21 protein-coding genes are annotated in these 18975 nt (G+C 66.0%); 4 read left to right on the top strand and 17 right to left on the bottom strand.

The features are described 5' to 3' along the window. Positions 1–101: 101 nt before the first annotated feature. The gene (locus J3R73_RS19030; protein WP_307430319.1) at positions 102–596 is read right to left on the bottom strand and encodes a hypothetical protein; all 495 of its coding nucleotides are present in this window, start codon (positions 594–596) and stop codon (positions 102–104) included. Between the two features lie 76 nt (positions 597–672). Then, positions 673–1437, bottom strand: coding sequence for a phosphoribosylaminoimidazolesuccinocarboxamide synthase (purC, locus tag J3R73_RS19025; protein ID WP_307430314.1), 765 nt, complete (start codon positions 1435–1437; stop codon positions 673–675). A 279-nt stretch (positions 1438–1716) separates the two neighbouring features. Here purC and J3R73_RS19020 point away from each other — a divergent pair, with 279 nt between their 5' ends. After that, positions 1717–2040, top strand: a complete 324-nt coding sequence (locus J3R73_RS19020; RefSeq protein ID WP_307430311.1) for a DUF1476 domain-containing protein — start codon at positions 1717–1719, stop codon at positions 2038–2040. A gap of 64 nt (positions 2041–2104) precedes the next feature. Then, complete coding sequence (locus J3R73_RS19015) at positions 2105–2899, top strand: HpcH/HpaI aldolase family protein (RefSeq protein WP_307430309.1); 795 nt, start codon at positions 2105–2107, stop codon at positions 2897–2899. Positions 2900–2993: 94 nt separating this feature from the next. Here the strand turns inward: J3R73_RS19015 and J3R73_RS19010 are convergent, their stop codons facing one another. From J3R73_RS19010 to J3R73_RS18995, 4 genes are all read right to left on the bottom strand, one after another. Continuing rightward, the gene (locus tag J3R73_RS19010; RefSeq protein WP_307430306.1) at positions 2994–3545 is read right to left on the bottom strand and encodes an RBBP9/YdeN family alpha/beta hydrolase; all 552 of its coding nucleotides are present in this window, start codon (positions 3543–3545) and stop codon (positions 2994–2996) included. 116 nt (positions 3546–3661) lie between these two features. Beyond that, positions 3662–4969 carry an adenylosuccinate lyase gene (purB, locus tag J3R73_RS19005; RefSeq protein WP_307430305.1) on the bottom strand — a complete coding sequence of 436 codons (1308 nt, stop codon included), beginning with the start codon at positions 4967–4969 and terminating at the stop codon, positions 3662–3664. A gap of 123 nt (positions 4970–5092) precedes the next feature. Further along, positions 5093–5761: a ribulose-phosphate 3-epimerase gene (gene rpe / locus J3R73_RS19000; protein WP_307430303.1), complete on the bottom strand. Its 669-nt coding sequence runs from the start codon at positions 5759–5761 to the stop codon at positions 5093–5095. 64 nt (positions 5762–5825) lie between these two features. Beyond that, positions 5826–6824 carry a P1 family peptidase gene (locus tag J3R73_RS18995; protein ID WP_307430301.1) on the bottom strand — a complete coding sequence of 333 codons (999 nt, stop codon included), beginning with the start codon at positions 6822–6824 and terminating at the stop codon, positions 5826–5828. A gap of 209 nt (positions 6825–7033) precedes the next feature. On the opposite strand from J3R73_RS18995, the gene J3R73_RS18990 reads away from it, so the two are divergent. Continuing rightward, the gene (locus J3R73_RS18990; protein ID WP_307430298.1) at positions 7034–7837 is read left to right on the top strand and encodes a cytochrome c biogenesis CcdA family protein; all 804 of its coding nucleotides are present in this window, start codon (positions 7034–7036) and stop codon (positions 7835–7837) included. Between the two features lie 71 nt (positions 7838–7908). On the opposite strand, the gene J3R73_RS18985 is transcribed toward J3R73_RS18990, so the two are convergent. From J3R73_RS18985 to J3R73_RS18960, 6 genes are all read right to left on the bottom strand, one after another. Then, positions 7909–9027 (bottom strand): branched-chain amino acid ABC transporter substrate-binding protein, encoded by a 1119-nt coding sequence (locus tag J3R73_RS18985; RefSeq protein ID WP_307430290.1) that lies wholly within the window; start codon positions 9025–9027, stop codon positions 7909–7911. A 150-nt stretch (positions 9028–9177) separates the two neighbouring features. Then, entirely contained in the window at positions 9178–9522 is a 345-nt protein-coding gene (locus J3R73_RS18980; protein WP_307430287.1) for a DUF6867 family protein, read from the bottom strand. Between the two features lie 2 nt (positions 9523–9524). Beyond that, complete coding sequence (locus J3R73_RS18975) at positions 9525–10247, bottom strand: ABC transporter ATP-binding protein (RefSeq protein ID WP_307430285.1); 723 nt, start codon at positions 10245–10247, stop codon at positions 9525–9527. After that, positions 10244–11158, bottom strand: a complete 915-nt coding sequence (locus J3R73_RS18970; RefSeq protein WP_307430283.1) for an ABC transporter ATP-binding protein — start codon at positions 11156–11158, stop codon at positions 10244–10246. Before J3R73_RS18970 ends, J3R73_RS18975 begins: the two co-directional genes overlap by 4 nt. Then, the gene (livM, locus tag J3R73_RS18965) at positions 11155–12543 is read right to left on the bottom strand and encodes a high-affinity branched-chain amino acid ABC transporter permease LivM (RefSeq protein ID WP_307430280.1); all 1389 of its coding nucleotides are present in this window, start codon (positions 12541–12543) and stop codon (positions 11155–11157) included. Before livM ends, J3R73_RS18970 begins: the two co-directional genes overlap by 4 nt. Positions 12544–12547: 4 nt before the next feature. Next, positions 12548–13465 carry a branched-chain amino acid ABC transporter permease gene (locus J3R73_RS18960; RefSeq protein WP_307430277.1) on the bottom strand — a complete coding sequence of 306 codons (918 nt, stop codon included), beginning with the start codon at positions 13463–13465 and terminating at the stop codon, positions 12548–12550. A gap of 158 nt (positions 13466–13623) precedes the next feature. Between J3R73_RS18960 and J3R73_RS18955 the strand changes: the two genes are divergently transcribed. Then, positions 13624–13785: a hypothetical protein gene (locus J3R73_RS18955; protein WP_307430275.1), complete on the top strand. Its 162-nt coding sequence runs from the start codon at positions 13624–13626 to the stop codon at positions 13783–13785. 112 nt (positions 13786–13897) lie between these two features. Here J3R73_RS18955 and J3R73_RS18950 read toward each other — a convergent pair whose 3' ends face one another. The 5 genes from J3R73_RS18950 to J3R73_RS18930 form a co-directional block, all read right to left on the bottom strand. Continuing rightward, positions 13898–15520, bottom strand: coding sequence for an NTP transferase domain-containing protein (locus tag J3R73_RS18950; RefSeq protein ID WP_307430273.1), 1623 nt, complete (start codon positions 15518–15520; stop codon positions 13898–13900). A 79-nt stretch (positions 15521–15599) separates the two neighbouring features. Beyond that, complete coding sequence (locus tag J3R73_RS18945; protein ID WP_307430270.1) at positions 15600–16307, bottom strand: XdhC family protein; 708 nt, start codon at positions 16305–16307, stop codon at positions 15600–15602. Positions 16308–16310: 3 nt separating this feature from the next. After that, on the bottom strand, positions 16311–16667 hold the full coding sequence (locus J3R73_RS18940) for an XdhC family protein (protein WP_307430267.1): 357 nt from the start codon (positions 16665–16667) through the stop codon (positions 16311–16313). A gap of 2 nt (positions 16668–16669) precedes the next feature. Further along, positions 16670–17884 (bottom strand): vWA domain-containing protein, encoded by a 1215-nt coding sequence (locus J3R73_RS18935; protein ID WP_307430264.1) that lies wholly within the window; start codon positions 17882–17884, stop codon positions 16670–16672. After that, positions 17871–18785, bottom strand: coding sequence for an AAA family ATPase (locus J3R73_RS18930; RefSeq protein WP_307430260.1), 915 nt, complete (start codon positions 18783–18785; stop codon positions 17871–17873). Before J3R73_RS18930 ends, J3R73_RS18935 begins: the two co-directional genes overlap by 14 nt. Positions 18786–18975 lie beyond the last annotated feature (190 nt).

Here is an 18975-nt window from a genome sequence, read left to right as displayed (position 1 = left end):
GGACGGGATGGTTTTCAAACAGTCTTCGAAGTGTTGCGCTTAAAGCAGTCGGCGCGGCTGTTCAATCTCCGCTTTGCATTTGGCGCCGCGACGGCGCCCTGCTACCGCGTCGCCGCGATGATCAACCGCTTCGAAACCGCGGCGTCGGCGGCAATGAGGACGATGAAGGTGGTGCCCGCCGGGCCGCGCCTGCTCACCGCATAGCCTTCAACATGGCGGGACTTCGCCCCGCCGGTCATCGCGAGGTGAACGCCGGACCATGCGCCGTTGCCGAAATTCTCGGCGACGACCTGCGGCGGCGGCGTCTTGCTTCCCGGCCGCGCCGGCCTGGCGATGGCCGCCGCCAGTTGCCGGGGCTGCGCGAGCGCACGCTCCAGCGCCGCGGCCTCCTCGCCCGTGGCGGTGAAGCGTTCGAGCGCCGCATCGTAGCCGCACCGGGCGAGGGTGCACAATTGCATGCCTTCGACGCGAACGTCCCGATTGGTCAGGAAAGCCCGCATCGGCAGGACCTGCCAGGACCCCTGGTCCGGCATGGTCGCCGCGGCATCGCCGATCCAATAGTCGCAGGCGGCGAGCGAGAAGAAGCCGATGGTCACGAAAAAGGCCCGCACGCCAAAGCGCGCGAGCCTTTTCCCGAATTGCAAGCTGGTAAACGTCACGGGAGAAACGCGGTCACTGGACGAGCTTGGGTCCCGTGGTCACCACATTCTCCATCTCGTTGAGGATGCCGAGACGGCGGGCGACTTCGGTATAGGCTTCGACGAGGCCGCCCATGTCGCGGCGGAAACGATCCTTGTCGAGCTTGTCGTTCGACTTGATGTCCCACAGGCGGCAGGAATCCGGCGAGATCTCATCGGCGAGAACGATGCGCATCATCTCGTTTTCCCACAGCCGGCCGCATTCGATCTTGAAATCGACCAGACGGATGCCGACGCCCAGGAAGAGGCCGGACAGGAAGTCGTTGACGCGGATCGCGAGCGCCATGATGTCGTCGAGCTCGGGCGGGCTCGCCCAACCGAAGGCGGTGATGTGCTCTTCGGAGACCATGGGGTCGTTGAGCTGGTCGTTCTTGTAGTAGAACTCGATGATCGAGCGGGGGAGCTGGGTGCCTTCCTCCAGGCCGAGCCGCGTCGCGATCGAGCCGGCGGCGACGTTGCGCACGACCACTTCGAGCGGGATAATCTCGACCTCGCGAATCAGCTGCTCGCGCATGTTCAGCCGGCGGATGAAATGCGTGGGGACGCCGATGTCGTTGAGGTTCTGGAAGAGATATTCCGAGATGCGGTTGTTGAGCACGCCCTTGCCGTCAATGACCTCGTGTTTCTTGGCATTGAAAGCAGTGGCGTCGTCTTTGAAGTGCTGTATCAGCGTGCCGGGCTCAGGTCCCTCATAGAGGACCTTCGCCTTGCCTTCGTAAATGCGGCGGCGGCGGTTCATCGGGATGTACCGTGGTTTGAGAAAATCCGTCAAAGTGCCAGGGCTCCTGGAAATGCGATCCGTGGGCCGGCGCAATTGGCGATTCGATTTGCGACAGCAAACCGGAGACGGAACCAACCTAGCCGATCCCGGCCCTCGGCACAACGATTGTGCCAATGGATCGCGCCGAACTGTTTGACCCTGCACAATGCACCGGCGTCTTACGGCAGGTTAATTTGATTTGGGGATTGTTGGCCTATATGCAACAGGGTGAGTACCTAACTCAACAGGAATCGACCGATGACCACCTTCGACAAGCGCGAAGAAGCCTATGAGAGCAAGTTCGCTCACGACGAGGAGCTGCGTTTCAAGGCGACTGCCCGCCGGAACAAGCTGCTCGGGCTGTGGGCTGCCGAGAAGCTCGGGCTTGCCGGCGAAGAGGCGAGCAGCTACGCCAAATCCGTCGTGATGTCGGACTTCGAGGAGATCGGCGACAACGACGTCGTACGCAAGGTTCTCGGCGACTTCGGCGCCGCCCATATCGGCATCAGCGAGCAGCAGATCCGCGAGACCATGTTCGAGCTCCTCGGCCAGGCGGCGCTGGAGGTTCAGAACGGCGTCTGAGCCGGCCGGTCCCGCCCCGCTTGCGGCGAAGGCGGACTTCTCCTTTCTCCAGACAGGTTTGCCGATGGCTGTTCCTGCGTTGCGTGCCCGTCTCGCCGGCGGCGAGAAGATCTTCGCCGGATGGATGGCTTCGGCCTATCCTCGCATGGCCGAGATGCTCGGCCGCGTCGGCTTCGATGCGGTCATCGTCGACCTCCAGCACGGCGAGGCCGCGTTCACGGAAGCGCGGGACGCCATCGTCGCCGCTCATCTGGTCGGCAAGCCGGCCGGCATACGAGCCGGCCTCGAGGCCTTCGGCGAGGCGGCGCGGCTGCTCGATTGCGGCGCCGAGTTCGTCATCCTGCCGATGATCAACAGCGCAGCCGATGCGCGCAGGCTCGTCGACACCCTGAAATATCCGCCCGTCGGCGGGCGGAGCTGGGGTCCTACCCGTGCGGTCGGCCTCTTCGAGACCGACGCGGAGACCTATCGCGCCCGCGCCAATGACGATTTCATCGTGCTCGCCATGATCGAGACGCGGCAGGCGGTCGAAGCGATGGAGGACATCCTCGACGTTCCCGGCCTCGACGGCGTGTTCGTCGGCCCGAGCGATCTGTCGATCAGCCTCAGCGACGGCGCCAGGCTCGATCACCGCATGCCGGAATCGGTCGCGGTGATGGAGCGGCTTCTGGTCGCCGCCAAGGCCCGCCGCAAGGTGACGGCGATCTTCTGCAGCGGCGGCGAGGCGGCTGCCCGCAACGCCGCCATGGGCTTCGACATCATGGCCGTCGGGTCGGACTGGGCGTTCTTCATCAGCGGCGCCCAGGCGGCCCTGAAGGCGGCCCGCGGCGACGACGGCAAGAAGGTGGCTTCCTACTGACGTCGGCGGCAAGCCCGGCAGTGCGGCATTCGCCGGGCGGTGCAGGGCAAGCGTCGGAGCGATTTCGATCCGCCCGGCAGGGTGCACGCTTCGGTCATTTCAGCTTGGTCAGGAAGCTCGCGAGGCGGAGAAGACCTTCCGGCCAGGGCCCGTGGCCCGATTCGACATTGATGTGGCCCGCCTCGCCGGCATCGACGAATTCGCTGCCCCAGGCCTCGGCGAAGCTGCTCGCCCGGTTGACCTCGCAATAGGGATCGTTCCGGCTGGCGACGAGCAGGGACGGGAAGGGCAGGGGCGCCATCGGCAGGGGGGTGAAATCGAGCGCATGGCCCGGCGTCAGGTCCGGCCTGTCGGCGTCCGGCGGGGCGACCAGCAGGGCGCCGACGACATGCTCCTTCAGCCGGTCCGCGGCCAGGACCGCGGTGGACACGCCGAGGGAATGGGCGATGATGATGGCCGGGCGCGTCGATGTGTGGACGGCTTCGACCAGGCGCCCGACCCAGGCCTCCCGGGTGGGACGGTCCCAATCGTCCTGTTCGACGCGCCGCGCCGTCGAAAGCCGCGCCTGCCAGCGGGACTGCCAGTGGTCCGGTCCGGAATTGCCCAACCCCGGCAGGATCAGGATGTCGGTATCGGAAATGCGCAAGAAAGCTCTCCCTCCGAGAGCAGATTTGCGTTTTCAGCGAACCGCAAAACTGCCCCAATCGTTGCGTCAACGCATCTTCCTGATCGAAAAGCCCATCAGCTTTTCTGAAAGACGCCTTAGCCCTTGCCGAACACCCGGTCGAAGACGGTGTCGACATGCTTGAGGTGATAGCCTTCGTCGAACATCGCCTCCAGCGTCTCGTCGGCCAGCAGTGAGGAAACGTCGGGGTCGGCCTTGAGGAAGGCCAGGAAGTCGCCTTCGCCGCGCCAGACCTTCATCGCGTTGCGCTGGACGAGACGATAGGAATCCTCGCGGCTCGCCCCTGCCTGCGTCAGCGCCAGCAGCACGCGCTGCGAATTGTGCAAGCCGCCGAGGCGATCGAGATTGCGGCGCATGTTGTCGGGATAGATCAGCAATTTGTCGATGACGCCGGCGAGCCGCGCCAGGGCGAAATCGAGCGTGACGGTGGCATCGGGGCCGATCATGCGCTCGACCGAGGAATGGGAAATGTCGCGCTCGTGCCACAGCGCCACATTCTCCATGGCGGGCATGGCGTAGGAGCGGACCATGCGGGCGAGGCCGGTGAGATTCTCGGTCAGGACCGGGTTGCGCTTGTGTGGCATGGCGGAGGAGCCCTTCTGGCCCTCGGAGAAGAACTCCTCGGCCTCGAGCACTTCGGTGCGCTGCAGATGGCGGATCTCGATGGCGAGGCGTTCGATCGAGGAAGCGACCACGCCGAGCGTGGTGAAGAACATCGCATGGCGGTCGCGCGGGATGACCTGGGTCGAGACCGGCTCGACCGCGAGGCCCATCTTGGCCGCGACATGTTCCTCGACGCGCGGATCGATATTGGCGAAGGTGCCGACGGCGCCGGAGATCGCGCAGGTGGCGATTTCCCGGCGGGCGGCGATGAGGCGTTCGCGGTTGCGCGCGAATTCGGCATAGGCCTGCGCCAGCTTGAGCCCGAACGTCACCGGCTCGGCATGGATGCCGTGGCTGCGGCCGATGGTGGGCGTGTATTTATGCTCGAACGCCCGCTTCTTCAGCGCCGCCAGGAGCGCGTCGACATCGGCGATGAGCAGGTCGGTGGCGCGCGACAATTGCACGGCGAAGCAGGTGTCCAGCACGTCCGACGAGGTCATGCCCTGGTGCAGGAAGCGTGCGTCCGGGCCGACGATCTCGCCGAGATGGGTCAGGAAGGCGATGACGTCGTGCTTCACCTCGCGCTCGATCTCGTCGATCCGCGCGACGTCGAACACCGCGTCCTTGGCCTTGGCCCAGATGGTGGCGGCGGCTTCCCTGGGCACCACGCCGAGCTCGGCGAGGGCATCGGTGGCATGGGCCTCGATCTCGAACCAGATGCGGAAGCGGGTCTGCTCCGCCCAGATCGAGACCATTTGGGGGCGGCTGTAGCGAGTAATCATCGAAGGACCTCTGAATTCAGCGTCCTTGTAGGCACGATCGCGGCGAAAGTGTACCCGTCTTCGCGAGATTTATGCGGGATGGCGTGCCGGCTTCCGACCGGCACGCGGTTCTGTCCGTCCCCCTCAGCGGCCGGTTGCGGCCTCGCGGATGGCGGCGATATTGGCGGCATAGGCGGCGGGACCGCCCTTGAACACCGCGGAGCCCGCTACGAGCGCATTGGCGCCGGCAGCGGCGACCAGCGGCGCCGTCGAGGGCGCGATGCCGCCGTCCACCTCGATATCGACGGGCCGGTCGCCGATCTTGGAGCGCACGGCGGAGATCTTGGACAGCATCGCCGGGATGAAGGCCTGTCCGCCGAATCCGGGATTGACGGTCATCACCAGCACGAGGTCGACGAGGTCGAGCACATAGTCGATGGCATCGGCGGGCGTGCCGGGATTGAGCGCGACGCCGGCCCGCTTGCCGAGGCCGCGAATGATCTGCAGCGAGCGGTGCAGATGGGGTCCCGCCTCGGCGTGGACGGTGATGCCGTCGGCGCCCGCCTCGGCGAAGTCCTCCAGATAGGCATCGACCGGCGAGATCATCAGGTGAACGTCGAGCTTGGTGCGCACATGCGGCCGGATCGCGGCGGCGACGCCGGCCCCGATGGTGAGGTTCGGCACGAAATGCCCGTCCATCACGTCGAAATGCACCCAGTCCGCGCCAGCATCCTCGATGGCCTTTATTTCGGCGCCGAGGCTGGCGAAATCCGCGGAAAGGATGGACGGGGCGATGACGATGGGACGGGGCATGAGGGCTCCTGCCGGGGATGGATGACGAGATGACGTATCGGTTCGCCCGTGTCGTGCCAGAGCCTTACGCGCTTTGCAAATGGCCGAACCGTTCGCGCCACGCGGGCAAGGCCGGTGCGTAGGGCAGGGACGACGCCTCATAGATGCCGCGGGCGCAGGCGCGGGCGAGCACATGGGCCGCCGTCGTGCCGAGCCCGATCAGGTCCGCCACGGGATCGGCAATGCCGACCTTGCCGGTCGCCGCCGCGAACACCGTGTCGCCGTCGAGTGGCGTATGCACCGGGTGGATGGCACGCGAAAGGCCATCCTGCGCCATGACGGCGAAATGCCTGGCCTGCGCCTTGGAGAGGCGGGCATCGGTGGCGACGACGGCGATCGTGGTATTCTCCGGCCGCACCCCCTTGTAGCGCAGCGCCAGCGCGTCCGCCGGCCAGGGATGCGGCAGGCCGAGGCCGCCATATTCGGCATCCCTCTCATAGGGAGCAGACCAGAAATGCGGCCCGTCGCCGATGGTGACGCTGCCGAGGGCGTTCACCGCCACCAGCGCGCCGACGGTGAAGGGGCCGATGCGCGCCGAGGCAGAGCCGAGGCCGCCCTTGAGCGAGGCCGTCGTCGCGCCTGTGCCGGCGCCTTCGGTGCCGAGCAGGAACGCCGGGCCGGCCCGGCCCGCGGCTTCGAGTCCGAGGTCGCGATAGGGCGAATGCAGGCCCCATGCCTTGTCGCCGCCATTGAGCAGGTCGAACAGGATCGCCCCCGGCACGATCGGCACGCAGGCGTCGCCGACGCGGAAGCCGCGTCCATGCTGCGCCAGGAAGGCCATGACGCCGCCCGCCGCCTCCAGGCCGAAGGCCGATCCGCCGGAGAGGACGATGGCGTCGACACGCTCCACCGTCCTTTCGAGCCCGAGGAGATCGGTCTCGCGCGTGCCGGGCGCTCCGCCCCGCACATCCACGGCGGCGATGGTGGGCTCGTCGAAGAGGATCGCGGTCGTCCCCGATCCCAGGGCGAGGTCCCGGGCGTTGCCCACGGCGATGCCCTCGACATCGGTGATGAGGTTCTGCAAAGGGGGCCTCCGGCAGATTACGAGGGGCTCCACCCTGAGCCTCCCGCCCGCCTTGTCAACACCCGCTGCGACATCGCCGCCGATCACGACCGCATGATCGCGGTGCAAACGGACTTGGGCGGCGGCGCATGGCGCTGTAGAGCAGAAAGCGGTACGCCCGGCTCGGCCGAGCGGGGCGCCCGATCGTTCACGCACGCACGGATGCATCGATGGCCGACATAACCCTGCCCGCAGTGTTCCTCGCGGGCCTCGCTTCGTTCCTGTCGCCCTGCGTGCTTCCCCTGGTGCCGCCTTATCTCACCTATCTCGCCGGGGCCACCATCGACGAGATCACCGGCGAGACGGTCGACCGCGTCGTGCGGCGGCGGGTGGTGATCTGCGCGGTGTTCTTCATGGCGGGTCTCGCCACCATCTTCATTTCGCTGGGGGCCAGCGCGTCACTGGTGGGCTCGCTGCTGGTCTCGGCCCGGCGCGTGCTTGCCGGCTGGCTCATGCATGCGGCGGATGCCGGTGTCCTGCCGATGAGCTGGGCGGTGTCGGTCGATCCCTTCGCCCTGGTCGCCGGCGTCATCATCATTGCGATGGGCCTGCATTTCCTCGGCGTCTTTCGCATCGCGATGCTGTATCGCCACGCCCGCTTCCACAGCCGCGCCACGCCGGGGCCCTGGGGCGCCTATGTGATGGGCCTTGCCTTCGCCTTCGGCTGGACGCCCTGCATCGGGCCGGTGCTGGCGACCGTGCTGGCCGTCGCCGGGCGGGAGGCGAGCGTCGGCTACGGCGCCTTTCTCCTGGGTATCTATACCGCGGGCCTCGGCCTGCCCTTCGTCGTCGCCGCCCTTGCGATGAACCCGTTCATGCGCTTCCTGCGCCGCTTCCGCACGCATGTCGGCACGGTCGAGAAAGTGATGGGCGGCCTTCTCGTGGTGGCCGGCCTGGCCTTCCTCACCGGCGGCATGGCCGATGTCTCGATCTGGCTGCAGAGCACCTTTCCGGTGCTGACGAGGCTGGGCTGACACAAAAGAAACGCCCCGGCGAACCGGGGCGTGAGTGCTGCTTGTTCGAGGCGCCGGAGCGAGAGGCTCGCTCAGTTGGTCTCGTTCTGGAAGTAGGAGATCTGGCCGTCGGGGCCCTTCTTCCACGTGTACATCACGTAGTCGAGGCTCGTGCGGTCACCCTTCTTGTCGTAGGAGATGTCGCCGAGCACGGTGTGGAACGCCATGCCGGAATGCATCACGTCAGCCATCTTCTGGGTGTCGACGGACTTGGCTGCTTCGGCGGCCTGCTTGAAGATCTGCACGGCCGCGTAGGCATAGAGCGTGTAGGCTTCCGGATTGTAGGTCTTGAATTCCTTGATGACCTCGGCGGCAGCCGGGTTCTTCTTCGGATCCGGACCGTAGGACATCAGGGTGCCGATGACGGCATCGCCGCCGATGGTGGCGAATTCGGCGGTGGTGATGCCGTCGCCCGAGAGCATGACCGTCTTCAGGCCTTGCTCACGCATCTGCTTGACGATGAGGCCGCCTTCGGTCTGCAGGCCGCCCCAGAGGAGCACATCGGCGCCGGCCGACTTGATCTTGGTGACGACGGCCGAATAGTCCTTCTCACCCGTCGTGATGCCTTCATAGACGACTTCCTTCACGCCGTCGGCGTTGAGGTCCGCCTTGGCGAAGTCGGCCAGGCCCTTGCCATAGGGGGTCTTGTCATGAAGGATGGCGACCTTCTTGCCCTTGAAATGGGCGAGCACGTAATCGGCCCACACCCGGCCCTGCTGGTCGTCCGTGCCGCAGGTACGGAACGCATTCCACAGGCCACGGCCGGTGACGGCGACGTTCGTCGCCGAGGGCGTGATGAACAGGATGCCGGCCTTGTCGTAGACGTTCGAGGCGGGAATGGTCACGCCGGAGTTGAAGTGCCCGACGACCATGGTGACGCTGTCGCCGACGAACTTGTTGGCGACGTCGACGCCCTGCTTCGGATCGGACACGTCGTCGCCGACTTCGAGCTCGATCTTCTGGCCGAGAATGCCGCCCGCGGCGTTGATGTCCTCGACGGCCTGCTTGGTGCCGTTGAAGAGCTGCGCGCCGAAGGTGGCGTTGGGGCCGGTCATGGGACCGGCAACACCCATCTTGATCTGGGCGCTGGCGGTGCCGGCGAACGCAAGGCCGGCAGCCAGCGCCACGCTCGTCAACAAGATTTTCTTCATGTGGTTCTCCCTGTGGATGAACGGCTTCCGTAAGAAGCCGGTATCGGCTGAAACAATCACGCCGCCTGAGGACATTCTGCTCAGTTTGCCGTGATTGTCACCCGCTTTCGACGGCTCTCCCGGCCGCGAAATCTCAAATACGAATACCCCTCAGCCTCTCGATTTCCAGCTCAGGGGACCCGTGGACTCGAATCGCCAGGCATAACGCGTCGTCATCTGGCGGGCCCGCGTATGGCGATAGCCCAGAAAGCCGATGACCAGGATGATGCAGAGATCGACGAGATAATAGTGAAGCGATATCAGCGTCCCGCCGAAGGGGGCGAAGTGGATGTATCGCACGGCCGCGGCGAGGATGAGCAGATAGGCTACCAGGACCGTACGGGGCCGCCAGGTCAAGGCACAGGCCCTGCCCGACATCCAGGCGGCGGCCCCCCCCATGATCAGGGTGATGAGGAGGAAGTGGAAGACGGTATCTTCGTAGATGATGCCTTGCATCGTCAGTGTCCTCCTTCCAGATAGGCTGCTCGGACCTCCGGGCGGGCGAGCAATTCCCTGCCCGTCCCCGACATGGTGATGACCCCATTGACCATGACATAGCCGCGATGGGCCAGCTTCAGGGCATGGAAGGCATTCTGCTCGACGAGGAAGACCGTCAGGCCCTGCTGGGCGTTGAGGTCATGAATGGCGCCGAAGATCTGCTTGACGATCAGCGGGGCGAGACCCAGCGAGGGCTCGTCCAGCATGAGGAGCCTCGGCCGGCTCATCAGGGCCCGGGCGATGGCGAGCATCTGCTGCTCACCGCCCGAAAGTGTCCCGCCGCGCTGCGCCGCTCTTTCCTTCAATCGGGGAAAGAGCGTGAACATCTTCTCCAGGTCCTCGGCGAAATGGGCGTAGCCGTCGATGGACGCGCCCATCTGGAGGTTTTCATAGACCGTCATGCGCGGGAAGATGCGGCGGCCTTCCGGCGATTGCGCGATCCTCAGCCGTGCGATGTCGTGGATCGGCAGCCTGGTGATGTCCTTGCCGTCGAACCAGACCTGTCCCTCACGGGCGCGGGGCGAGCCGAATACCGTCATCATCAGGGTCGATTTGCCGGCACCGTTGGCGCCGATGATCGTGACGATCTCGCCCTGGTTGATCTCGACATCGACGCCCCTGAGCGCCTGGATCTTGCCGTAGAACGTGTTGACGCCGCGGACGGCGAGGAGGGGAGAACTCATAGGCCCACCTCCGCTTCGGCCTGCTCGACCTCGTCGTCATCGACACCGAGATAGGCGGCGATCACCTTGGGGTCGTTGCGGACCTCGTCCGGCGTGCCGTCGGCGATCTTCACGCCATAGTCGAGCACCACCACGTGATCCGAGATTTCCATCACCACGGACATGTCGTGTTCGATGAGGAGAAGGGACGTGTCGTGCTCGTCGCGGATCGAACGCAGCAGCAGGTTGAGCTCGAGGCTTTCACGCGGATTGAGGCCCGCCGCCGGCTCGTCGAGGCAGAGCACCACCGGATCCGTGCACATCGCTCGCGCGATCTCGAGGCGCCGCTGGTCGCCATAGGGCAGGTCGCCGGCAGGGTCGTCGGCACGTGGCGTCAATTTCGTCTTCTCCAGCCAGTATTTCGCCTTCTCCATCGCCGCTTTCTCGGCACGCGCATAAGAGGGCAGGCCGAGAAGGCCGAAGATCGAATAGCCCGACTGGCGCATCAGCACGTTGTGCTGGGCCACCAGCAGGTTCTCCAGGACCGTCATGCCCGAAAACAGGCGGATGTTCTGGAACGTCCGCGCCATCCGGGCCTTCTGGTTGACTTCGAAATTCGGCATCCGCTCCAGCAGGAACAGCTTGTTGTCCCCGGCGGAGGAGCTCTGGCGCGCGCTCGCCGTCAGCGCCTCCATCTGGTCCCAAGCCGCCGCCGAGCCGTGCCGCAAGGCGATGCGGCCTTCGCTGGGCTTGTAGAAGCCGGTGATGCAATTGAAGACCGTGGTCTTGCCCGCCCCGTTCGGCCCGATGAGCGCCGTGATGTCGCCCTTGCCGGCCTCGAAGGTGAGATTCCTGACGGCCGTCAGGCCGCCGAAGCGCATCGTGACGTTTTCGATCTTCAGGATGGGATCGTCGATCCAGCGATGGTTCATCCGTGGCCCTCCTTCACGAGGTCACCCGAGACGGCGCGGCGTTCCCTGAGGAAGGCTGTCGGGCTGCGGCTCGAGATCAGGCCGCGCGGTCGCCACAGCATCATCAGCACCATGGCGAGGCCGAAGATGAGGTAGCGGTATTGGTCGGGATCGAAATCCTGACCGAATATATGCTTGAGGAAGGTGAGCTCGCGCAGGAGCTCGAGGCCGCCCTGCATGGCGATCGCGGCGATGACCACACCGAGAAGGCTGCCGCTGCCGCCGAGCACGACGATGGACAGAACCATCACCGACTCCATGAACACGAAGCTTTCCGGGCTGACGGAGGTTTGGCGGGCCGCGAAGCACACCCCGGCGAGGCCGCCGAACATCGCGCCGGTGGCGAAGGCGGCGAGCTTGGTCTTGGTGGTGTCGACGCCGAGGGAGCGGCAGGCGATCTCGTCCTCGCGCAGGGCTTCCCAGGCGCGCCCGACCGGCAGCCGGCGCAGGCGCGAGGACACCACGGCGGTGATCAGCACGAGGACCAGGACGACATAATAGAGCGCGACGTTCGGATAGACGAAGCCCGACAGGAAGCGCGTATTCGGCAGGCCGAACGTCGCCGCGAAGCCGTGCGGCGACGCGTCGAAGGGGATGCCGGGGATGCTGGGCTGGGGGATGTCGTTGATGCCGGCCGGGCCGCCGGTCACCGGCTCCCAGTTGATCAGCACGATGCGGATGATCTCGCCGAAGGCCAGCGTGACGATGGCCAGATAGTCACCGCGCAGGCGCAGCACCGGAAATCCGAGGATGATGCCCCAGAACGCGGCGAGGATGCCGCCGAGAGGCAGGAGGATCCAGAAGGATAGCCCGAAACGCGTCGACAGGATCGCATAGGTGTAGGCGCCCACCGCGTAGAACGCGACATAGCCCAGATCGAGCAGGCCGGCGAGGCCGACCACGATGTTGAGGCCCCATCCCAGCATGATGTAGATCAGGATGATGATGCCGTAATTGCTGATCCACTTCATCGACGCGTTCGGGCCGAGGCCGAGGATCGTCAGGATCGGAAACACGATCGCGAAACCGAGGCCGAGGAAGAGCGGCACGCGCGAGGTGCCCCAGCGGGCGAGCACGCCGCCGACGGCGGCGAGCCTCGAATGTCCGCTCTCCCGGCCCTTGCCGGCCTGGTAGAGCATGATCAGCGCGCGGATGACCATGACGGCCACCACCATGCCGGCCAAGGCCGTCCAGCGCGACTGGAGGATCGTGCTCTGGGTCGTGTTGTCGGAAATGGTCTGGAAGCCGATGATCGGGCCGAACAGGCCGATGGCGATCACGCCCCACAACAGAATATCGGCGATGGCGCCCGTCAGCGACGTGCCCGTCTTATTGCTGCTCGCCATGTGCCTACACCTTTTCCACTTCTGGCCGACCGAGCAGGCCCTGCGGAAGGAAGATCAGGGTGATCGCGAGGATCGAGAAGGCTGCCACGTCCTTGTAGTCGGACCCGAAGGCGCCTGCCCAGAACGTCTCGATCAAGCCGATGAGGATGCCGCCGATCACCGCGCCGGTGAGGGAACCGATGCCTCCGAGGACCGCGGCGGTGAAGGCCTTCACGCCGGGCACGAAGCCGTCGTGGAAATTGATGTTGCCGTAGAAGATCAGGTACATGACGCCGGCGACCGCCGCGAGGGCCGCGCCCATCACGAAGGTCAGCGAAATCGTGCGGTCGACATCGACGCCGAGGAGAGCCGCCATCTTGCGATCCTGTTCACAAGCCCGTTGCGCCCGTCCGAGCGGCGTCTTGGTGACCAGGTACCAGAAGCCGACGAGCAGGACGATGGTGACCACCAGGATCATCAGCTGCTTGTACGATACCGTCGCATCGATGCCGTTTTCGCTCAGTAGCGTGATCGTGCCGGGCATCGGGTCCTTGAAGGCCTTGCCTTCTGTGCCTTGCGCGACCTGCACGAAGTTGGAAAGAGCGATCGACATGCCGATGGCCGAGATCAGCGGCGCCAGACGGAAGGAGCCCCGCAGCGGCCGATAGGCGATGCGCTCGATCGCCCAGTTCCACAGCGAGGTCAGGACCATGCCGATGACCAGCATGAGCAGGAGCGCCAGCGCGACCGATGCAATGCCCAGCCACGTCGTGACCGCGACAAAGACAATCAGTGCGATGAAGGCGGAGAGCATGAAAAGATCGCCATGAGCGAAATTCACCATGCCGATAATGCCGAAAACCATGGTGTAGCCAATGGCTACGAGGCCATATAGCGACCCGATCGTCAGCCCGTTGATGAGCTGCTGGACGAATTCTACCATCGTCTATGAACTTCCCCTTTGCCGTCGCCGCCTTTGTTCTTTCTCCGACACGGTCTCCGCAAGAATCCGGCGGAGCTTGTGCCTAAGAGACAGGCAGTCAATCGACGTATCCTGTTCATAGCAAGGGGAATGGAACCTGACAATCGACTGGCGCGATCATGGCGGCAAGATTGTGGAATTCACGAATTTTTTGGGCAGAAGGGCAATTTCTGGGCATTAAATGGCGGAAAACGCGTCAAACCAGCCTGATCGCCACCGATTTCGGCCTCGGCCGTGGCGCGCCGGCGGGGAACGGGCCGGAATGGCTCTCCAACTTTTGACGAATCTCTCTATTCCCGATCAAAAATTCGGCATCCAGCAATCGAAGTCGAAATCCAACGTGGAATGGTTCAAACCACAAGCAGAGATTGCCCGTAGAAATATAGATTATCGTCAGATCGGCTTTGCTTGGCCGCGCAATGTTTCCAGGGCTTCCGGGGTGTCGATGTCGATCGATGCGCCCTGCGTCTCGACGGGCAGCTCGACGACGGCGTCGGCATTGGCGGCAAGGATCTGCCGCGCGCCGGCGTCGCCTTGCAGGCCGGCGAGATCGCCGAAGAAGCGCCGTGCCCAGATCACGGGGTTGCCGCGCCGGCCATCGACCATGGGCAGCACCACGAGCGCCCCCTTGGCCGGCTCGAAGGCGTCGATCAGGCGGTCGATCAGCGCGGCGTCGACGAGGGGCATGTCGGCCAGCGAGATCAGCGCCGCGTCGCAGTGCGGCGGCAGGGCTCCGACGCCGGCGCGAACCGAGGTGGAGAGCCCCTCGGCGAAATCCGGATTGTGCACGAAGGCGACCGCGAGGCCGGCGAGGGCGGCGCGGACGTCCTCCGCCTGGTGACCGGTCACCACGGTGACGCCGGAGGCCTTCGAGGCGAGCGCGGCCTCCACGGCGTGGCGAACGAGGGGCTTGCCGCGATAGTCCGCCAGCAGCTTGTTCGGCCCGCCCATGCGGGTGGAACGGCCGGCCGCGAGGACGACCGCCGCGACGGTGGGACGCGTCTCGGCCTCGATCTGCGCATTCGTGCGCGGCTGGGGACGGGACACGATCTCCATCAGCAGCCCGCCCACGCCCAGGCCGATGATGTCGGCGCGTGTGACCGGCACGCCCGCCAGCAGGCGCTGGAGGATCCAGTCGAAGCCGTTCTCCTTGGGCGAACGGGCGCATCCCGGCGCGCCGAGAACCGACATGGCGCCTCGCTGTCCGAGCAGGAGGAGGTTGCCCGGATCGACCGGCATGCCGAAATGCCGGACCTGCCCGCCCGCCGCCTCGATCGCTGCGGGGATGACGTCCCGCCGGTCGGCGATGGCGGAGGCGCCGAAGATGATGCCGAGATCGGCACCGGCGGCCTCGGCCCGCGTCAGGGCGGCGCTCAGGGCCGAGGCCTCGTGCGGCACGCGCTCGTCGAGAATCAGGCTGGCCCCGGCCGGCGCCAGGCGATCCCTCAGGACCTGCAGCGTGCGGGCGATGACGCTGTCCTTGAGACCGGGAAGAACGGTCGAAATGGCGGCGACGCGAAGCGGCCGGAACGGCGCCACGCGGATCACCGGCCGGGCGAGGAGGGCGAGCGCACGCGCCAGCACCGTCTCGTCGACCGCAAAGGGAATGATCTTGACCGTGCCGATCATCTCGCCCGCCTTCACCGCGCTGAAGGCCGGCAAGGTCGCGAAGGTGATGCTCTCATCGACGGCGTTGAGGGCGTCGATGACCGCGCGGTCGAGAACGAGGACGCCGGCCCGCCGGGCGAACAGGTTGGCCCGTCCGGTGAAGGCGTCCTCGACGCGGACCTCGTCGCCGCTGAGCGCCTGGGCGACGCGTTCGGCTGCGGCATCCTCTCCGACATCGGTCGGATCGAGGCGCGCGATCACGATGCGCGCAATGCCCTCGCGGCGGAGGGCGGCGATTTCGGCCGCCCGGACGCGCGTGCCCTTCTTCAGGACGAGCGCCCCCTTGCGGATGGAATGCACCGCCACGCCTTCCAGGGCTTCCTCGATGGGAACGTCGCCAAAGAACATCGTTGTGACAATCGAATGAGAGAAGTCTTGCGAATGGGAGAAGTCTTGCGGGAGGATCTTCGGAAGAAAGAGTGTGACCTCAGGCCGGAAGCCGCGGCTTCTTCTCGCCGCTTTCGAGCCTGAGCGCGGAAGTGATCTCGGCGATGATCGCGACGGCGATCTCGGCCGGACTGATGGCGCCGATGTCGAGGCCGATCGGAGCGCGGATCCGGGCGAGCGCCTGGTCGGAAATGCCTTCGGCGCGCAGGCGCTCCAGGCGCCGGGCATGGGTCTTCCGCGAGCCGAGGGCGCCGATATAGAAGCAGTCGCGCGCCAGGGCGTGCGCGAGCGCGGGATCGTCGATCTTGGGGTCGTGGGTCAGGGCGACGAAGGCGGTGTAGCGGTCGATGCCGAGCGGGGGCAGGGCGACGTCCGGCCAGTCGGCCACGAGGCGCACATCCGGAAACCGCTCGGGCGAAGCGAAGGCGGTGCGGGGATCGACGACGACCGGATCATAGCCCAGGAGCCGGGCGAGGGGGACGAGGGCCTGGCTGATATGCACGGCGCCGGTCATCACCAGCTTCACCGGCGGCACATGCACCGTCACGAAATAGGACCGGCCGTCCTGCTCGACGCGGGCGGACTTGCCCTGCCGCATCTGGACGGCGAGGAGCGCGCCGAGCGGATCGCTGGCGATGGCGGATTCGGCGACGAGCCGTTCCTCGCCGCTGTCGAGATCGGTCACCAGGGCCACGGCCCGGCGGTCCTGCCGTGCGCGGTTGAGCGCCTGAAGGGTGGCGAGTTTCATGGTTCAGTCCAGTTTCTCGACATAGACGCGGATAGTGCCGCCGCAGGACAGGCCGACCCGCCACGCGGTCTCGTCGGCCACGCCGAATTCGAGCATTTTCGGCTTGCCATCGCTGATGACGTCGAGCGCTTCGGTCACCACCGCGCCTTCGACGCAGCCGCCGGAGACCGAGCCGAGGAAATTGCCGTCCTCGTCGATCACTAGGTTGGAGCCCGTCGGGCGGGGGGCCGAGCCCCATGTCTCGACCACGGTGGCGAGCGCGACGCCCTTGCCCTGCTCGCGCCAGTCCTGGGCGCGCTGGAGGATTTCCTGGTCGGATGCGAGGGATCCGCCGGGAGAGTCGGGGGATGCGGGAATCATGTCTATCCAGCCTTTCTGAGCCATGCCCGCGGATCGGCCGCGGCATCGGCGCTGCGATCCAGTGCCTTCACCAGATCGCCCATGCTCCTGAGATTGTGGATCGTCCTGAATTCGTCAACATGGGGCAGCATCGCCTTGATGCCGGCGGCCCGCGCCTCGAACGCGTCGAAGCGCAGGAGCGGATTGAGCCAGATCAGCCGCCGGCAGGAGCGGTGCAGCCGGTCGAGCTCGCGGGCGAGCACGGTGTCGACCTGCCGTTCGAGCCCATCGGTGATCAGCAGCACCAGGGCGCCCTGGCCGAGCACGCGCCGGGACCAATCCTTGTTGAAGCGTTCGAGGCAATGGGAGATGCGCGTGCCGCCGTCCCAGTCCTTCACGTCCCTGGCGGCGCGCTCCAGCGCCTCGTCGGGATCGCGGGCGCGCAGGGCGCGGGTGATGTCGGTCAGCCGCGTCGCGAACACGAAGGCGTGGACCCGGCGGCCCTTCTCGGAGATCGCATGGAGGAAATGCAGGAAAAGCCGTGAATAATCCGCCATCGAACCCGAAATGTCGCACAGGGCGACGATGGGCGGGTGCTTTTGGCCCGGGCGGCGGCAGGCGATGTCGATGAGGTTGCCGCCGCTGCGCATGCTGGCCCGCAAGGTGCGCCTCAGATCGATGACGGTGTCGCCGCCGGCGACGAGGCGGCGGGTGCGCACCTGGTCGAAAGGCAAGCGCAGCCGCGCCATTTCGCGCTGGGCGGCGGCGATTTCGGCTGACGTCATCTGCGCGAAGTCCTTGTCCTTGAGGACCTCGCGTTCGGACATCGTCAGCTTGGCGTCGAATTCGACCAGCCGCTCCTCCTCCCGCTGGCGCGGAGGCTCCTTGTAGAAGGCGTCGTTGACGCGTTGCGAACCGGCCTTCGGCTTGTCCTTCTCCTTCAGCGACGCCGCCACCGGCGACATCATGGCGATCAGCTTCTCCGTCAAGGCACGCTTGCGCCAGAACAGGTCGAAGGCCTGGCGGAACAGCAGCGATTGCTCGTGCCGGGTGACGAAGACGCAATGCAGCGTCCAGTAGAAATCCTCCCTGGCGCCCAGCCCCGCTGCCTCGACGGCCCGGATGGCATCGAGCACCGAGGCGGGGCCGATCGGCATGCCGACCTCGCGCAGGCATCGGGCGAAATAGGCGATATTGTCGGCGAGCCGTCCCGGCTGGAGGTCGTCAGGTGGCGGCATCGACGCCCGCCCTGACGTTGTCGATGATCCGCTTGGCCTCGCTGCCCGACAGCCGCGCGATATCGTCCTGGTATTTGAGGAGCACGCCGAGCGTGTCGGAGACGAGGGCAGGATCGAGCGCGACGGCGTCGAGCTCGGTGAGCGCGGTCGCCCAGTCCAGCGTCTCGGCGACGCCGGGCGCCTTGAACAGGTCCTCGCCGCGCAGGGCCTGGACGAAGGCGACGATCTCGCGCGACAGCTTCTCCGGCACATGCGGCACCTTGCGGCGCAGGATTTCGAGTTCGTTGCCGGCGCTCGGATAATCGACCCAATGATAGAGGCAGCGCCGCTTCAGGGCGTCGTGGATCTCGCGGGTACGGTTCGAGGTGATGATGACGATGGGCGGTTCGCCCGCCTTGATGGTACCGAACTCGGGTATGGTGACCTGGAAGTCGGAAAGCACTTCGAGCAGATAGGCCTCGAAGGCTTCGTCCGTGCGGTCGAGCTCGTCGATCAGCAGGATGGGGGCGCCGCCCACCTGTGGACGCACGGCCTCCAGGATCGGCCGGGCGATGAGAAAGCGCTCCGAGAACAGGTCCGAACCGAGGCTTGCCCGATCGATGTCCCCGGTCGCCTCGGCCAAGCGGATCTCGACCATCTGCGCCATGGTGTTCCACTCATAGACGGCGGATGCGATGTCGAGCCCCTCATAGCATTGCAGGCGGATCAGCGGCCGGCCGAGCGTGGCGGACAGCACCTTGGCGATCTCGGTCTTGCCGACCCCGGCCTCGCCTTCGAGGAAAAGCGGCCGACCCATGCGCAGCGCCAGGAACAGGACGGTGGAAAGATCGCGTCCGGCGACATAATCGGCCTTGGCGAGGAGCGAAGCGGTCTCGTCGATCGAGGTGGGGAGAGAAGGCAAAATGATCTCCTGAGTGCACGGCCCACTATAGGATAAGTCTGGCCGGGGCGTAGCAAAACCTTATCGCGCGATCCAGGCGCGAAACCGCGCTGCGAAGGAGCCCGACCACGCCGCACCGGCGCCGGACGGGTCGGAACTGTGTCCTGTCGCCGCATGGACCGGGCTGATCGGCGCGTCGGCGCCGTCACGC

Source organism: Labrys monachus (assembly GCF_030814655.1).
GTDB classification, from domain to species: Bacteria; Pseudomonadota; Alphaproteobacteria; order Rhizobiales; family Labraceae; genus Labrys; species Labrys monacha.
The sequence above is the reverse complement of the archived record's forward strand: the minus strand, read 5'-3'. Positions and strand labels throughout refer to the sequence as shown.

Coding starts and splice junctions, on each gene's coding strand:
- purC (WP_307430314.1), bottom strand. CDS start 1,437: ATGAACCGCCGCCGCCGCATTTACGAAGGCAAGGCGAAGGTCCTCTAT.
- J3R73_RS19020 (WP_307430311.1), top strand. CDS start 1,717: ATGACCACCTTCGACAAGCGCGAAGAAGCCTATGAGAGCAAGTTCGCT.
- J3R73_RS19015 (WP_307430309.1), top strand. CDS start 2,105: ATGGCTGTTCCTGCGTTGCGTGCCCGTCTCGCCGGCGGCGAGAAGATC.
- purB (WP_307430305.1), bottom strand. CDS start 4,969: ATGATTACTCGCTACAGCCGCCCCCAAATGGTCTCGATCTGGGCGGAG.
- rpe (WP_307430303.1), bottom strand. CDS start 5,761: ATGCCCCGTCCCATCGTCATCGCCCCGTCCATCCTTTCCGCGGATTTC.
- J3R73_RS18990 (WP_307430298.1), top strand. CDS start 7,034: ATGGCCGACATAACCCTGCCCGCAGTGTTCCTCGCGGGCCTCGCTTCG.
- J3R73_RS18985 (WP_307430290.1), bottom strand. CDS start 9,027: ATGAAGAAAATCTTGTTGACGAGCGTGGCGCTGGCTGCCGGCCTTGCG.
- J3R73_RS18980 (WP_307430287.1), bottom strand. CDS start 9,522: ATGCAAGGCATCATCTACGAAGATACCGTCTTCCACTTCCTCCTCATC.
- J3R73_RS18975 (WP_307430285.1), bottom strand. CDS start 10,247: ATGAGTTCTCCCCTCCTCGCCGTCCGCGGCGTCAACACGTTCTACGGC.
- J3R73_RS18970 (WP_307430283.1), bottom strand. CDS start 11,158: ATGAACCATCGCTGGATCGACGATCCCATCCTGAAGATCGAAAACGTC.
- livM (WP_307430280.1), bottom strand. CDS start 12,543: ATGGCGAGCAGCAATAAGACGGGCACGTCGCTGACGGGCGCCATCGCC.
- J3R73_RS18960 (WP_307430277.1), bottom strand. CDS start 13,465: ATGGTAGAATTCGTCCAGCAGCTCATCAACGGGCTGACGATCGGGTCG.
- J3R73_RS18955 (WP_307430275.1), top strand. CDS start 13,624: ATGGCGGCAAGATTGTGGAATTCACGAATTTTTTGGGCAGAAGGGCAA.
- J3R73_RS18950 (WP_307430273.1), bottom strand. CDS start 15,520: ATGTTCTTTGGCGACGTTCCCATCGAGGAAGCCCTGGAAGGCGTGGCG.
- J3R73_RS18945 (WP_307430270.1), bottom strand. CDS start 16,307: ATGAAACTCGCCACCCTTCAGGCGCTCAACCGCGCACGGCAGGACCGC.
- J3R73_RS18940 (WP_307430267.1), bottom strand. CDS start 16,667: ATGATTCCCGCATCCCCCGACTCTCCCGGCGGATCCCTCGCATCCGAC.
- J3R73_RS18935 (WP_307430264.1), bottom strand. CDS start 17,884: ATGCCGCCACCTGACGACCTCCAGCCGGGACGGCTCGCCGACAATATC.